The 13,953-nt window shown below is 61.7% G+C and carries 16 protein-coding genes; 7 read left to right on the top strand and 9 right to left on the bottom strand.

Features of this window, described 5'->3' with window-relative positions:
* Positions 1-49: 49 nt before the first annotated feature.
* From DIE08_RS13655 to DIE08_RS13690, 8 genes are all read right to left on the bottom strand, one after another.
* Entirely contained in the window at positions 50-868 is an 819-nt protein-coding gene (locus DIE08_RS13655; protein ID WP_124902175.1) for a PRTRC system ThiF family protein, read from the bottom strand.
* Entirely contained in the window at positions 868-1,503 is a 636-nt protein-coding gene (locus DIE08_RS13660; RefSeq protein WP_124902176.1) for a PRTRC system protein A, read from the bottom strand. The genes DIE08_RS13655 and DIE08_RS13660 overlap by 1 nt, the downstream gene beginning before the upstream one ends.
* Positions 1,500-2,228, bottom strand: coding sequence for a PRTRC system protein B (locus DIE08_RS13665; protein ID WP_124902177.1), 729 nt, complete (start codon positions 2,226-2,228; stop codon positions 1,500-1,502). The genes DIE08_RS13660 and DIE08_RS13665 overlap by 4 nt, the downstream gene beginning before the upstream one ends.
* 11 nt (positions 2,229-2,239) lie before the next feature.
* Complete coding sequence (locus tag DIE08_RS13670) at positions 2,240-3,382, bottom strand: PRTRC system protein F (protein ID WP_124902178.1); 1,143 nt, start codon at positions 3,380-3,382, stop codon at positions 2,240-2,242.
* 99 nt (positions 3,383-3,481) lie between these two features.
* Positions 3,482-3,700, bottom strand: coding sequence for a PRTRC system protein C (locus DIE08_RS13675; protein ID WP_124902179.1), 219 nt, complete (start codon positions 3,698-3,700; stop codon positions 3,482-3,484).
* An 8-nt stretch (positions 3,701-3,708) separates the two neighbouring features.
* The gene (locus tag DIE08_RS13680) at positions 3,709-4,155 is read right to left on the bottom strand and encodes a PRTRC system protein E (RefSeq protein WP_124902180.1); all 447 of its coding nucleotides are present in this window, start codon (positions 4,153-4,155) and stop codon (positions 3,709-3,711) included.
* Between the two features lie 77 nt (positions 4,156-4,232).
* Positions 4,233-5,912, bottom strand: a complete 1,680-nt coding sequence (locus DIE08_RS13685; RefSeq protein WP_124902181.1) for a PRTRC system ParB family protein — start codon at positions 5,910-5,912, stop codon at positions 4,233-4,235.
* A gap of 276 nt (positions 5,913-6,188) precedes the next feature.
* Positions 6,189-7,190: an N-6 DNA methylase gene (locus DIE08_RS13690; protein WP_124902182.1), complete on the bottom strand. Its 1,002-nt coding sequence runs from the start codon at positions 7,188-7,190 to the stop codon at positions 6,189-6,191.
* Between the two features lie 495 nt (positions 7,191-7,685).
* Here DIE08_RS13690 and DIE08_RS13695 point away from each other — a divergent pair, with 495 nt between their 5' ends.
* The 7 genes from DIE08_RS13695 to DIE08_RS13725 all read left to right on the top strand — a co-directional run bounded on the left by DIE08_RS13695 (position 7,686) and on the right by DIE08_RS13725 (position 12,157).
* Positions 7,686-8,126, top strand: a complete 441-nt coding sequence (locus DIE08_RS13695) for a hypothetical protein (protein WP_257129902.1) — start codon at positions 7,686-7,688, stop codon at positions 8,124-8,126.
* A 24-nt stretch (positions 8,127-8,150) separates the two neighbouring features.
* Positions 8,151-8,471 carry a hypothetical protein gene (locus DIE08_RS13700; RefSeq protein WP_124902183.1) on the top strand — a complete coding sequence of 107 codons (321 nt, stop codon included), beginning with the start codon at positions 8,151-8,153 and terminating at the stop codon, positions 8,469-8,471.
* Positions 8,472-8,478: 7 nt separating this feature from the next.
* Positions 8,479-8,988 (top strand): hypothetical protein, encoded by a 510-nt coding sequence (locus DIE08_RS13705; protein ID WP_124902184.1) that lies wholly within the window; start codon positions 8,479-8,481, stop codon positions 8,986-8,988.
* Positions 8,988-10,235: a DUF1173 family protein gene (locus DIE08_RS13710; RefSeq protein WP_124902185.1), complete on the top strand. Its 1,248-nt coding sequence runs from the start codon at positions 8,988-8,990 to the stop codon at positions 10,233-10,235. Before DIE08_RS13705 ends, DIE08_RS13710 begins: the two co-directional genes overlap by 1 nt.
* Before the next feature lie 53 nt (positions 10,236-10,288).
* Entirely contained in the window at positions 10,289-10,708 is a 420-nt protein-coding gene (locus DIE08_RS13715; RefSeq protein ID WP_124902186.1) for a hypothetical protein, read from the top strand.
* Positions 10,709-10,818: 110 nt separating this feature from the next.
* Positions 10,819-11,490 carry a Lar family restriction alleviation protein gene (locus tag DIE08_RS13720; RefSeq protein ID WP_124902187.1) on the top strand — a complete coding sequence of 224 codons (672 nt, stop codon included), beginning with the start codon at positions 10,819-10,821 and terminating at the stop codon, positions 11,488-11,490.
* A gap of 85 nt (positions 11,491-11,575) precedes the next feature.
* Positions 11,576-12,157, top strand: a complete 582-nt coding sequence (locus DIE08_RS13725; RefSeq protein ID WP_124902188.1) for a cold shock domain-containing protein — start codon at positions 11,576-11,578, stop codon at positions 12,155-12,157.
* A 215-nt stretch (positions 12,158-12,372) separates the two neighbouring features.
* Here DIE08_RS13725 and DIE08_RS13730 read toward each other — a convergent pair whose 3' ends face one another.
* Entirely contained in the window at positions 12,373-13,503 is a 1,131-nt protein-coding gene (locus tag DIE08_RS13730) for an integrase domain-containing protein (protein WP_124902189.1), read from the bottom strand.
* Positions 13,504-13,953: the final 450 nt, after the last annotated feature.

Consider the following 13,953-nt stretch of genomic DNA (forward strand, 5'->3'; position numbering starts at 1 on the left):
TACCACCCGTTGGATGAAAAAAAAGCCGCCTCGAAGCGAGGCGGCAAATTCAAACTGCTGCCGTCGCTTTCCGGCTCTTGCGAGCCTTCGGCTTTTTCGGCGGGGGCGCCTCGTAGCCGAAGCGCGCCCACGCGGCGGGATCAATCGATATCGGGCTTGTGCGACCTGTCTCCAGGTTCACAAAGCTGCCCGAATACTTCAGCGACCCCGTCCTGTAAAGCGTCCAGAGCAGGTTGTAGGCCTGTACCGAGATCGCCTGATTGATGACCAGGGACTGCTTGCGCAGCGCATCGGCCATCGAGCAGGACGGTGTGTCGTCGCCCCTGTCATTCTTGGCATTCAGCAGTTCCGGGAACAGATCGCCCACGTGGGGCAACCGGTCGTGCCGGGCCTTGCCGAACTCCCCGAGAATGACCTGACCACGATCCGTCTCATTGCCGCAGTCGAGGTAGTAACGACAACTCCCGCGCTTCGCTGCCTGCACGATGGCGTGCCGCGCGCGACGTGAGTCGACGCAACCCACCACGATGTCGGCGACGATCCGCACCGACGAATCGACACGCCGCGGCTCCGCAACCCAGTTGGTTCCCATCAGGTTGTTGAGCCGGTTCACGAGCAGCAACGCCTTGTAATGCCCGACGTCGTTGGGATAGAACCCCTGCCGCCCGACATTCGTCTCGCTGACAGTGTCGTCGTCGTACACCGTGCACTCGATCCCGCCAGGGTGGCCGAGCTCGATCATGGCGTGATGCAGCCGCGCGAGACTGGGAAGAAATGCGCTCCCGGTCCCGCCGGCTCCAACCACCACAACGCGCCACGGCCGGCGGAGCATGTCGGCGGGAATACTATGAGTGATCACCTCGCTCATCACACCCCCTCCATTGTCAGCGCCGCCGCCCACGTCTCGGGCGCGCGTTCGAACTTCTCGAAGATCCCCTTCGCGCAAAGCCGCAGCGCGACGGACGGCGTACGATCGCAATGGCCCAGCACGAGCGCAAACTTCACGTCATGCTTGTCATCCTGATTGTCCGTGCGCGAGAAGAACGCCGGGCTCGTGCCATGGGAATGGCAATCCACCACCAGCCATTCGCCGTCTGCCAGTCGCGGCCGCTCATAGACCAAATGGCCCGGCCCGTGCGACAGCGAAGGCAACGCAACGATACGGAACTCACTGATCACGCTGTTCCAGACAATCCACGCGCCGACCTCGTTTGGCAACGCCGCCCGGGCCATCGCATGAAACTCCGCGACGAGCGCGGCCGGAATCTGCCCGCACAAGAGCGCCGTCGTCTCTTCGACCTTCCCGTACGGGACAGCTGTCGAGACTGCGTACTGCGCGATGCGACGCACCACGTGGACCCAGGGGCGCAGGACTTCGAGATAGACGCCATCAGATGCGATGAGCAGGCGCTCACCCGAACGCGTCATCGGGACAACGGCCTCCCGCGACGGAACCATCACCGACGGGAAGGACTGCTGGAGAACGGTATCGAGCGGATTCATGCGCCCCTCCCGACTTGCCCGTTGACCAGCTGCTCGAGCGTCCGCTTCATCGGCACCAGCGCGTTGAGCGGAAACGTCTCGCCGAACTTGCCGTCGAGCATGTCGCGCCAGAACGCGTACTCGCCGTCCTTGTACTCGATCCGTTTGCCGCCGGCGTTCGGATGCGTGAAGGCCGAATCGAAGAACCCGGCTTCCCAGCCATCGATCGACGCCACATCCACACGCTTCGGAACCTGCGCACTGCCGATGCAGATCCGGCCCATGTCCCAGGTGTTGAAGTACGGCGGTTCGAACAACGGCGTCTCGCGAACGGGGCGATCGCTGCATGCCACCGCGAACACGCGAAAGCCCTGATTCGAGGCCTGGAACACCAGCCCCGGATGCGGAACAACGGCGCTTCGCTTACCAAGGTTCTCGCATTCGAAGAACACCCGGCGCATCGCTGGCGGACACCACCACGTGACTGCTTCAGGCGACACCCCGAGCACCGTCGCTGGCAAAAACTCCGCCCGCGGTGCGACGTGCTCGGCGAGCTGCTGAAGCGTTTGAACAAGCACCTTCCGGTCGAGCGGCCGACCGGCGCCAATGACGGGTCGGCCGCTTTTGCGGTCAGCGATGACAGCGTGGGCTGTCGCAAAATGCGCACCATCCTTGCCCGTATAGAGCAACAACGCTTGCGACAACGCGACATCCGAACCGGTTCTGCCGGCCGAGATTCCAGACATAACACACTCCTTTAAGTGGGTTGACTCACCAGCGCAAGAAGCCGGTCAAGGTGAGTGAGAATTCGAAACGCCAGTGCCAGGTCGGCGTACTGGCGGCGGATAGCCTTCGGGGTCGACGCCAAACGGGAAAATCCGCTGTAGGTCGTCGCATCACCGGATTGGGATTCATTGTCGAAATGACAATCGAGAAGGTCGCCGACAAACTGGTTGTCCTCAACGATCACCGAGCAAAGCGCGTAGGCAGGATTTGCGGCGTAGTTCACGTGAAGCAGATCTCGACTACGGCTGCGGCGCATCAGCGCGCGGAGCTTGAGCACCTCGGTGCAGACGCGCCTAGGCATGCCCCTGCTGCGAGCGCGAAGACGCATCAGCTCTGGGTCCGTCAGGGCGCTTCGATAACGCCACTTACCGCCGCTAAACACACACGGATCAGCGTCGTCCGGACAAAGCTGTGGCCGAACAACTGACGGCAGATACCCAGAACGGGTTTCGGTGTCGTCGTCGAACCGTTCCTTCAGCGCTTCGTCCGCATCCGTGTCTGAAATGTTCGGATCGCCGTCCCAGTACCAGCACGAAAATTCGTACATGAACCAGTCTGGCAGGCGGATGAACATCGTCCGGGCCGATGCGCGGTACAACGCGGCCATCATCGTCCGGAAGAGCAACGGGTGGGTCGACCGCAGTGTCTCGATCGCCCCTTCAAGCGAGTAAACCCACTCATCTTCAAGGCAGAACCCGAAGAACAGTGGTGTCGAGTCGTCATCGTTGTTCCCGTTACCGAGGCCATCGAGAACATCGCGAACTGCGTGCGCGTCGAACAGACGCGGCGCGAATCGGAGCCGGGAAAGAAGCCCATACTGGCGTCGCGTCCACGCATGAAACGCCTGCTGGAACGCGTCGCCGGCGTCGGCCGGATCCTGAACATCACCTGCGCGCAAAGGCCCATACTGGAAATGCTTCAGGACCAAATCCGACAGGTTCACGTCTTCACGCCACTTCAGCCGAACCGCCCCCGGCACCTCCGTCGAGAAGGACGGAAGCGTCAGAAGATCAGCGGCAAGTCGACGTCGGGCAGGGGCAGCGCGTGGCGGTTGCCAGCCCGCGGCCGAGCCAGCTGCGATGCTTGAATCAGGGAGTGCAGGATCGAAGAACATTTCCGCATTTCCTCGTCATATAAAAAAACCGGCCTTTCGGCCGGTTCCTGTTGGTTGAAGCCACCATCCGGATCGGACAGGGCTTTGAGCAGAACGCGTTTACGCATGGGCGCCCTTGGCACCCGCCGCGCGGACGAATTTGTAGTGCGCCACCCCGCCCTTCATTTCCGGGCCGTCGACCGCAGCGGTCGTCAGTTCGGGATACTGGGCGGTGTAGAGATCGCGTACCTGGTCAGGCGAGAACGTCGGACCGGGATCCAAAAGCGCCATGCCGTTGTAGGTGAACTCGCGAACCAATACTGCGATGCTGATCGACATGGTTCACCTCACAGGAGCAACGACGACAGATCCGTGCCGGCCGGCTTCTCGTCGGCCGGGGGCGTCACCCCGGGCGCGGCGGCGGTCGGTCCGGCCCCTTCCTCATCGGCATCAGCGTCTTCGTCCACAGCCGCATTTGCGGCCTCAGGCTTCGACGCTTTCGACAATGCCTTCTGGGCCTTCGTCGCCTGCGACTGCTGCTGGGCCTCGAGGATCGCATTGGTCGCCGCCACCTGATCGCCGAGCGACTGATGCGCAGCGGTAAAGCTGCTGATCGCCGCTGCGAAGCCCTCGTCGAGCTCTACGGCCGTCGCCCTCAGGATCAACGGCTGTCGCAGCATCGCGTCCTTGCCGCCTGCCGGCGTCAAGAACACGACGATGTTTTCGCCGTCCATCGTCAACGACAAGACGAGTTTTTCCGCGGAACGAAGTAGCGGTTCGAGTGCTTGAAACATTTGAATCTCCAAAAAAATATGCGCCGCTCGAGGCGGCGCAGAATGTCGATGCGACTCGGCCAGGGGCCGCCCGCTGCTTAGAACTTGAGAACCTTCAGGAGCTTGCCCTCGTAGGTGAAACCTTCGACGGCGAGCAGCGCCGTGATGACTTCGGCCTTCGACTTCGAGAAGACTTTCTTGAAGTTGTCGCCCATCGCCGCGCGCAGCCCGAGCTCGTCTGCGATCACCATCATCTCGGCCTTGGTGACGAGGTCCAGGAACTCCTTGTCGAGCTTCCAGTACTGCGTCAGGTCGAGGTTGTGGTGCTTACAGAGTTGCTTGAGATACGTGACGTCGAGACCTTCAATCGCCGCGACAAACATGCCGGTGACCAGCATCGCAGCCTGCTCATCCGACGTGGTACAAGCAAGAAGAAGAGCCTTCGGGAGATCGGCCGCAGGAGCCTTCTCGTCCGTCACCTTTTCGTAGACGGATCGGAAAACTTCGTCCTTGATCTGACGCGCATAGCCCGCGAGGACGATTGCGATCAGGTACTGTCGAGCGAGCGCCGCATTTTTGCCGACGTCGCGCCGAAGTGCCTTCCGCCACAGCGCCTCACGGTATTGCTTCACCCGGTCGGATTCGGCGACCACGGTTACCGCTGCCGGCGCGGAGGCATCGGAGCTCGATGCACTCTTGCCCGCTGCTTTAGTCGGAACAGACGAACCTTTGGCGTCAGAGGTCGCGGCTTTCGCCGCCGCTTTCTCAGCCGTGATCCGGTCCGCAACTTTGCGCATATTGCACACAGTGTCGAAGCACTGGCCGCGGAATGTCTTGCCGAGAGAATCCGGTAGCCCGCTGACCGCAACGCCGTAGTTCTGGCAGCCGTGGCACGCCTTCGCCTGCTCGGCTCCAACGCCGTTCACCCCGTCGACTGCGAGTTGAACCCGTGTGTGATTGTCGCCAGCACGCACGATGCGCACGGTCGGGAACTCGTCGCGCAAACCCGCGGCCGTGACCTCGAGCTGCTTGTCCGTCTTCCCGTTGTAGCACTGGCGATTCGTGCAGTTACCGGTCGCGATCGACTCGCCGAACATCTCGGATTGCATCGCCGAGTTGTGCGGGCACGCCGCGCAATCGGTCTTGTCGAAGATCGCGGCGGCCAAAGAGCATGCCGCACTCTCGACGAGCTTTCGGACGTCGGTCACGGACTTCTTCTCGGAGATGATCACCGGAAGCACGCGATCCTGATTTTCCTTGGACAGCGCGGCAAGCAGCTCCGCGTGACCCAGAAGGATCTGGCGCGTGTTCAGAGCGATGAGGACTTCGTTACTGCAGTTCAGCAACGCGAGACGGCTGTTGAGCGTGGGAAGGCTCCAGCCGATCCGCCTGGCAGCCTCTTCGCGATCCCCTTGACAGCGGCCGAGAAGGCGCGCCGCCTCGACTGCCTCGTCACCGGGGGACATGTCGTCACGCTGGATGTTCTCGGTGAAGGCGATTTCTTCCGCCTCAACCGGATCCACGTCTTTGACGTTCACCGGCATGTCGTAGTCATCGCCGCGCGTCTCGAGCGCGGCTTTGTACCGACGGCCGCCGGCGATGAGTTCGAAGAATCCGTCGTCGAGGGGACGGACGATAACCGGCGTATCAACACCGCGCGCCGAGATCGACGCCTTCATTTCGGCCATCTTGGCGTCATCGAAGTACGTGCGAGGGTTCCGGCCCAGCTTGATGCGTCCGAGCTTGATAGTAGGTTGCTGCAGAGGGGTTTGTTGCATGGCAGGTTCTCCGAAGAGGGAACCTGCCCCCGATCGGGAGTGGTTCCCGATGGGGTTGGAAAGGAATGCCGGCGGCGCCGGCTGAGTCGATGCGTCAGAGACGCGGTAGATGAAGAAAAGATACCGCTTGAATTTTCGGGAACTCGGCGGAAAGCCCGTAAGAACGCGCTAGCTTTCACCGGTTGCCGGTTGCGGCACCCGCAGGGACTGAAGGAAAAAAAAGCCCGATCGAACGATCGGGCCTTGGTGTAAGAGGATGTCGCGCTACCGCGCGTCTTAGAAGAGGGCCAGCTGATCGACGGCCGCAAAGATACTGGCCCTCGACTGCTCGACAGCGTCGTCGAAGAGATCGCAGAGGGTATCGGCAGGAGGCAATGCCGCGACCGCCGGCACTTCGACGGTCGTTGCCACGGCGACCTCACTATCGAACATCAGGTCATCGTCCGGTTCCTGCTTTGCGTCGGCGTCCGGAGCGACCGCGCTCCGGTCCAGCGCCAATACTTCGCGCAGAGCATCTGCCTGCCTGCGCTGCCGAAGCTTCGCCCGCCAACCGCCGAGAATATGCGCCGGGGTGTACCACATGCCCCACACTTCCCCGGTGAGTGCATTCCCATGCACGACAATCGCTGGGATATGCATCATCGACAGCTGCAGGTACGTCATATGGACGCAGCGTGCATCGATGTCGATGCACGTTGCATGCATGGTCTGCTGATAGTTCTGGCCGATCGACAGCAATGCATCTGCCGTCGCGATCACCATCCCACCAGCACCACATGCAGGCTCTTGCATCCGCATGAACCCCTCCTGCTCTATGACCTCGCTGCGGCTACCGATCGAGATGCCGGCCATCAACCGAGAGACGCAGTAGGGCGTGAAGAACTGTCCGGCCCGGTCGTTGCCGATGTCCAGCATCATGTACGTCTCGCCAAGCACGTCCGTCAGGTTTCCTGGGCACGGCAGCGCGCCCGGAGGAAGGCGGTCGTCGACGCCAAGCCGATGCTCGAACGAGAGTGTCAACTCCGCGAACATCCTGGCAAACAGTTGCAGCTCTTCGGCTTTGTATTTTCCGACTATCTCTAGGTAGCGCTTTTCCCGCGGTCCAAACTGCGGCCTGTCCACGCTGTTGCTCAATGCGATAGCGGATATCTCGACGAAATCCGCAAACACAGTATTGATCTGATGGGCATAGCCAAACTGCTTGAGCAGCTTCACGAGTTCAGCCTGATGGGGATCGGCTGCGCGTGCAAACTTTCTTTCCGCGCTCTTTCGGCTCATACGACGGCCTCCAGCGTACGGACGGTTGAAACGGACATGGTGCTCTCCAGATTGATGACGGGAGAGCACGCCCGACGGGAGTGATCCCGTAGGGGTGAAGTTGATGGGCCGCGCGCGGCCGTAGGTCGATGCGTCGTAGACGCGGTGGTTGGAACGGATGGTAAAGCGTGATGCCCAAACTGGGGGCCCGAAATGCCGTCAGGTTCGGGCACGCTTTCGCCACGGTGGCCAAGCAGCCGAGATACCCACAATTACGCTGCACAAGCTTGTGGATAAGTCGCGGCCGCCCAAGCCTAGCGGCGCTCGTAGCTCGATGCTCACTTTTTAAGCAGAACCTGGGCCGCGCAACCGGTTGAGCGGGGTAAGGCGAAAAGCTCCAGCAAACAGATGCGCTTTCGCAGTATTCGTAGCGTTCAGAGGGCTGCATGGTTGTAGTGGGCGCATCCGTCGCCCCCGTCAAACCAACCGGGCACCCGCACAATGACCAGTCAATCCATGCGCGCTCCTCTGGACCGCGCCCGCCATCTCGCCAGCCACACCTTGTTCGTGGGGAAATGGGCCTTCTACATTTTTTTCGTGTTTCCGAGCGTGATTCTTTGCGGCGCTCTCGCGCTGTACAGCAACTTCTCGTTTCAGACGATCCCACGAGAAATCCTGGAGTTCGCCGCACAGACAGCGAACAACCCACCCGCGCAGCCCGGCTCGCTTTCGATCCAGGTATGCAAGGACAAAATTCCCGACCATGCGCTTCCGGCGTCTCCGATCTGCCAGTCGAAAGGGTTCGAGCAGCGGCCGATCGCGGCACTGGCTCGGGATCTTGGCGAACGCCTCTGGTGGGCCTATGCGATTGTCGTGAGTGTTCCGGCAGCACTCGCGATAGGGCTCGGGCTCTTCGGCCGCGATCGCGCCGCGCTTCGCCGGCGACTCGCTAGCTGAAACCGGACGCTTCAGCTTTCGATCGTGTTCTCTTCGACCTTAGCGGCGCTGGCCGCAATCGCCACCGGACTGGTCACCCAGCTCGGCGGCGGCAGGGCCTGGTCATGCCTCGCGATCCTGGCAATAGCCGGGCTGCTTATTGCGGCCGCCAGTACCGTCCGACTCGTCATGGCCACCGTTCGGCACTACGAGCGCAGCCGCGCCGCGCGAATCATGCAGATGCGTCACCCGCACTGCCACGTGAAACGGCTCACCAACGGACAGTGGCTGCTGATCGACAAGGACACCGGAACGGTATACATCCCGCCGCGGCTCTCGCATCCCCCCATCAACGAATGGATATAGACCACGCATGACAACCATGAACGGCAATCCGTCAACGAGTGTCATAACACTCGGCCGCCTCGCAAGGCAACTCGAACGCGACTCACCGGCATATGCAGTTCGGATCGCCGGCATGATCACCACTGGCTTCGGCGTCCTGTCGCTGATCACGCTCTCTGGGCTCGGTCGGAGCACCACAATTGCGGCAGCACTCATTCCGGCCGGGATCGTCACATTTTCCATTGCGTCCCGTGCCGCATCCCGGATAGCGATCTACCGCAACACCCTCACCGATCGAATGCTCGGAGCGATTGCCGATAGCGATCTAATTCCAGAGTGGGCCAAGGAGGAAGTCGCGGTCGAGTATCTGGTCCGAGGCCATGTATCCATCGAGACCCTGACCAAGATCGATCTGCGCATCGTCGAGCAGCGCCGTACCGAACGTCCCGTGGTGAATTCGTCACCGGGCGCGGATCGACTGGTGGCCAGGTACGGCAATGCCGTCGGCAGCACCGCATCATCCGAACGGAGTGCCTGATGACGACCTACAAATCGCCGACCAAGGTCTCGTTCTCGGGCATCGCTGTCCCGGTCGATGACGTTCAGGAAAACCCCGCCGCCTTCGTCCGTCAGCTTGAGCGCGCGAAAATCAACCCTGGCTACGCGCAGTGCTTATGCCGCGGCGCGGCCTCGCCGCTGCGCCTCCAGATCCGCCGATACGGGAGCCTGTTCCATCTTGCCGGGTGGCCGGACGAGGGACCGTTGCACGACCGCCTGTCTTGTTCGTTCCACAAGGGTCCGAATGACGGGAGCAGCGAATCCGGAAAGGCCCTGCCAGGCATCGTGGCCACCGCAGTGGGCTTGCGCGCGACGCTCGACGTCGCCCTCACACAGCGCACCGTCGGTGCGGTATCAAAGGGCCCACGGCAAGCCGGCGCACCCACGACCTCGCGCCGCTCGGCGCCGCTCCTCGGCTTCTTGCAGACGCTCTGGCAAGTCGCCGGGCTCAATCGCTGGTCCGGTGTTGACCGCGCGCGGAACTGGGGCGTCTGCAATGCGCGTGTTCTCGCCGAGATCAGCGACGCGGTGATCAACGGCGAGCCCGCCGAGCAGGTTCTGCACGTCATGCGCAGGTTCCAGGAAGCAGATCGCACCGCCATCAACGCCGAGTTCGATGCTTTTCTCGCACGCGTTGTCCAGCGCGACGGCACGAACCATCGCGGCCTGGTCATCGGCGAGATCTCAGAAATTGGCGTGACCCCTTACGGGCGCTCGATCACATTGCGACAGAGCGCAAAGCGTTACTACTGCAATACCGAGCTGATCGCGCTTGCCGAAAAGCGATACAGCCACGCGATGCGCGCGTTCGGCGACCGCGACGCCCGGGTCGTCGCGATTCTCGTCATAGAGCGCACGCCGAAGGGCCATCACGTTGTAGTCGATCTGGCCGCGATGCTTTGCTCGTCCACGTACATCACATGCGATTCCATCCACGAAGTCGCTATGGCAAATCGGCTCGTTGCCGAAGGCCGCGCCTTCGACAAGCCGATCCGGCTAAATGAAGGCACCGACATGCTGCCGGACTTCGTCCTAACAGACACCGCGGAACCAACCCACATCGAGGTCTATGGCATGAATGGCATCGCCGAGTACGAGGCTCGCAAGCGGGAAAAGCAACGTCTCCGCATGGCGCGCGGAATCCACGCCGTGGAGTGGGATATCGATAGGTGTCAACTGGTCGATGTCCATTTCCCTCCTATTGCGCGACGAAGCGCCAGACCTTGACATCGCGACGACGCCGGCAAGATGAAGGCATCTTCTCAACCTGGACGCCTCCTATGCACGGCAAGTCGCTTTTCCTCCATCGCGCGGTCTCCCGCACCGATCAGTGGGGTCCGCAGTTTCCCGCCCTCTCCATGGCATGCGGTCACCCCGACTCTTTCTCCGGCGGACGGCAGCTCGCCGTCGCGGTGACGGACGCTCGCGGACTGCGGTGTGCAGTCTTCACGAGCTTCGGCGCCATCCTCGAGTTCCGCGCGTCGTGGGACGAACTGGAACGCGCCGGCACCTGGTGGCATTACGCGCGGGCATGGCATTTCTGGTTCGTCGACGATCTTCAATCCGCGCGACGGGTATTTCCTACCGATTCCGGCCAGATCGTCGTCGCATCGTCCGAATCAAGCGACACATCCAACACGTCCACCGACTCGCTCCTGTCCCTTATTCGCGTTGCGGAACTACGGGCTTCACGCGATTAATTCAGACGAGTAAGGAATTACCGGAAGGAATATTCGCGCTTTTCTCAGTTTTGCCGGCATGCAAAAACAGCAATAATGCCGGCGACGAGAAACTTACAACCTTCCGACAAATGATCGAACAGCTCTATCCATGTGAGCACTGTGGCGGCCGGCCGACCGTCGGCCGATCGCAACGACTCGTCGAGTGCGACGAGAATCGCCGATTCGATTTCAGCCAGTTCGGCCGTTTCGGCGGCCCCCCGAACATCGGTGACGTACTTCCCCGCCCGCCCGAGGCTCCGCTGACCGAACCATTGGTCTGCATCTATTGCACAGGTTGCGGCATGTCGACGCAGTGGGAAACGATCGGCGACGACGAAGCGGCCGCGAAAGACCGCTGCGCCGAAACATGGAACCGGCGCTTGAATCGACCGAAGGCAACGGATGAGGACCTGCGAAGGCTGATCGAGAGAGAGCTCGGCGCCTGCGATGCGCAGCAGGTTCTCGACATGCTGTCCCGCGTAGAAGGAGACTGGAACGAGATTGGTCCGGTCTTCAAGATGTTGGCGCAGCGCATCGTCGACGCGACCGTCGTCACCTTCGATACGTGGCCGATCGCACCGGTACTCGAAGACGCAGCACGATATCGAAAACTCGTCCAGTTGGCGAAGTGGATCGAAGTCGACGGCCAGGACTATGTCCAGTTCCCGAAAATCCACTCGCCGAGCGAGCATCGTGATTTTCTGTTTGAAGATCGGATCGCGATCGCGGTGGACGCCATGCCCGACCGAGATCGGTGGTAGCTGGTGAACGCCACAACACGTCGGGCGACCAGGCGCCGGACGGATATCATTACGAACTCGACCAACCAACTACAAAACCAGAACCATGCGAGGAACCATAAAGTGGTTCTCGAAGGATAAGGGCCACGGCTTTATCCACGGGGAAGCAGCCACCGACTATTTCTTTCACGTCAGCGACGTCATCGGGGCCGAGGCGCCACGCGACGGTGACATAGTCGAGTTCGACGCGACTTCAAACAATCGAGGTCCGCGCGCGGCCAAAGTGCGGATCGTCGAAAGACAATCGCGAGCGCCCGCCTCGCAACATCGCGATGATCGCGTCGAATGCATTGCATGCAAGAAGAAGATGGTCCCGCGGATCATCACGCATCGGGGGCGTCCGGAGCGCTCGGTATGTCCGTACTGCGCAGCCACCTACAAACGGTTCGGCATGTGCTTCATCGCGTCTGCAGTCTATGGCGACTACGACGCACCGGAAGTCCTTGCTCTCCGTGGATTCCGAGACAATGTCCTCCGGACCACGAAGCCGGGCCGATGGGCGATCCGGACGTACTACCGGGTATCGCCGCCGCTAGCGCGATTCCTCCATGCGCATCCGAAGCTCGCGCAACGCATCAAACCAGTTCTCGACGAAGTCGTTCGCAGTGTCCGGCAGCGCCCGCGCTGAACAAAAAAAAGCCGGCTTGCGCCGGCTTAACGAGGGTTCTAGCGATTTCCGAGGGCCAGTGCCAGAACCTGAGAGACACACTCAGTCTATCGAGTCGTGGCTCGACGCGATCCCCGTATCACGTCCGATTTTCAGGTGCATTCTGGCGAACCGATCATTGCGCTGGGATTCGCGCGTATCGCGGCCGCAGTTGCAGTCGCTCAATCCGCGCTTCCCTATCGCGCCCCAAGAATCCTATACAACGCTTGGCGCGAAATGCCCAACGCACCAGCAGCATGTGTCTTGTTCCCACTGGCCGCCTCGAGCGCAGCCTTCGCCTCATCGACGGTCGGCAACGCATTCTTCAGCTCGGCCTGCCGGGTGAAGGTCGACAGGTAGGCGTTCGCCTTCGACACCCGGCTATGCCCGGCAGCCTCGACCACCCGCCGCTTTGCCTCGTCGTGCGCGGCAGGATCGGGCCGCGACGACGAGCCCTTGATCGGCGCCGGCACCTCGGCCACCTGCTCATAGAGCGTCTGCAGATACTCGTGACGCAGTCCGTGACTCGTCACGCCGATGCCGCTTTTCGTCACGCCATGCTTGCCGAGCACGTAGTAGTACCAGTCGCGCCACTGCTTCAACGTCCGGCCGGCGGGAATCGTGGACCCAGTGACACCGTTGCTCAGGCGGGCCGCCTCTTCTAGGATCGCGATCTTCCGCTCAATCGGCACCTGCCGCGGCCGCCCACCCTTGGTTCCGCGAGTCACCGCAAGCATATGCGGATCCCGAACCGCTTCTACCGGGCGCAGCATGAAGCTCTCCTCGACACGCAGCCCGAACGCTGCCTGCAGTTTGAGCTGCACGGCGGTGTACGGACATGTCTGCGCGATCTCTGCGATCTTCGCGACCGCGTCAACCCCGTTCGCCACCCACGACTTATCCTCGGTCGCCACATAGCTGCGCTCGAGGCCCGCCTCACGGCGATCGACGTAGTCGCCGAGCGTGCCGACGAGGTTCGCCTTGCCAAGCCACTGCGCAAGCGCTCGCAAGTAGGTGAGCTTGTTCTCGATCGTGCCGCCCGACTGCTGATCCTTGACCCAACGGTCAACGAGGTACTCGACGTGCTTGGTCTTCAGCGACCACGGCGTTTGCAGCGCGAAACCACCCTCGCGCAATTCGACGAAGGCCTTGCAGATCGCCGTCGCCCGGTATTCCTGCGTCTTGATCGACAGCGATCGTTTGCTGATCCGCGTCGTGCTGTGGATCTCGGCGACATGCTGGTCGAACAACACCAGCAACGCGTCGCGAAACTCGGGCGACAGTCGATAGCGGCCCACAACAGCCCGAACGTTGAGGATCGCAGCCATCCTTCTACTCCTTGCGGTCAATGCCGCTTACACCTGGCGGAATTCACCCGCCATTTCCTATCTTCGATCGATCGTCTGAGCGCCCCGCTTTTCGCCGCGGCGGCAGCCGGCCAATTGCGCTTCGCGAAATCGTCCACCACGATCCCAAGGACCGACACAGACGCCATTCGCGAATCCATCGTACGATGCGCGGCCGTTCGGTCAAGAACCGCTTTGCGCTGCGCAGCGGTGCGCGGCCGATCCCGCTAACGCGATCGATCCGTAATCCGCCGGCGGCCATCGCTTCGCGCAAACGCTCCCCACATCAATCGGTGCGGGTCGGTCTGGAGCGCTCGTGGCGACCCCATAGACGTTCACCTTTACCGTCCGTTGCGCGTCCCTACCTGATGCGACAACGGCTACTTCTCTCGCCCTCGCTCGCGCGTATGGCTCTGCCGGTATCCGCCGGCG

The organism is Burkholderia sp. Bp9004, assembly GCF_003858025.1.
Taxonomy (GTDB): Bacteria; Pseudomonadota; Gammaproteobacteria; order Burkholderiales; family Burkholderiaceae; genus Burkholderia; species Burkholderia diffusa.

What these genes read in the sequence shown, in the direction of transcription:
- DIE08_RS13730 (WP_124902189.1), bottom strand. Translation starts at nt 13,503, where the DNA reads ATGGCTGCGATCCTCAACGTTCGGGCTGTTGTGGGCCGCTATCGACTG.
- DIE08_RS13720 (WP_124902187.1), top strand. Translation starts at nt 10,819, where the DNA reads ATGATCGAACAGCTCTATCCATGTGAGCACTGTGGCGGCCGGCCGACC.
- DIE08_RS13660 (WP_124902176.1), bottom strand. Translation starts at nt 1,503, where the DNA reads ATGAATCCGCTCGATACCGTTCTCCAGCAGTCCTTCCCGTCGGTGATG.
- DIE08_RS13670 (WP_124902178.1), bottom strand. Translation starts at nt 3,382, where the DNA reads ATGTTCTTCGATCCTGCACTCCCTGATTCAAGCATCGCAGCTGGCTCG.
- DIE08_RS13705 (WP_124902184.1), top strand. Translation starts at nt 8,479, where the DNA reads ATGACAACCATGAACGGCAATCCGTCAACGAGTGTCATAACACTCGGC.
- DIE08_RS13695 (WP_257129902.1), top strand. Translation starts at nt 7,686, where the DNA reads ATGCGCGCTCCTCTGGACCGCGCCCGCCATCTCGCCAGCCACACCTTG.
- DIE08_RS13665 (WP_124902177.1), bottom strand. Translation starts at nt 2,228, where the DNA reads ATGTCTGGAATCTCGGCCGGCAGAACCGGTTCGGATGTCGCGTTGTCG.
- DIE08_RS13685 (WP_124902181.1), bottom strand. Translation starts at nt 5,912, where the DNA reads ATGCAACAAACCCCTCTGCAGCAACCTACTATCAAGCTCGGACGCATC.
- DIE08_RS13680 (WP_124902180.1), bottom strand. Translation starts at nt 4,155, where the DNA reads ATGTTTCAAGCACTCGAACCGCTACTTCGTTCCGCGGAAAAACTCGTC.
- DIE08_RS13690 (WP_124902182.1), bottom strand. Translation starts at nt 7,190, where the DNA reads ATGAGCCGAAAGAGCGCGGAAAGAAAGTTTGCACGCGCAGCCGATCCC.
- DIE08_RS13725 (WP_124902188.1), top strand. Translation starts at nt 11,576, where the DNA reads ATGCGAGGAACCATAAAGTGGTTCTCGAAGGATAAGGGCCACGGCTTT.
- DIE08_RS13715 (WP_124902186.1), top strand. Translation starts at nt 10,289, where the DNA reads ATGCACGGCAAGTCGCTTTTCCTCCATCGCGCGGTCTCCCGCACCGAT.
- DIE08_RS13710 (WP_124902185.1), top strand. Translation starts at nt 8,988, where the DNA reads ATGACGACCTACAAATCGCCGACCAAGGTCTCGTTCTCGGGCATCGCT.
- DIE08_RS13675 (WP_124902179.1), bottom strand. Translation starts at nt 3,700, where the DNA reads ATGTCGATCAGCATCGCAGTATTGGTTCGCGAGTTCACCTACAACGGC.
- DIE08_RS13655 (WP_124902175.1), bottom strand. Translation starts at nt 868, where the DNA reads ATGAGCGAGGTGATCACTCATAGTATTCCCGCCGACATGCTCCGCCGG.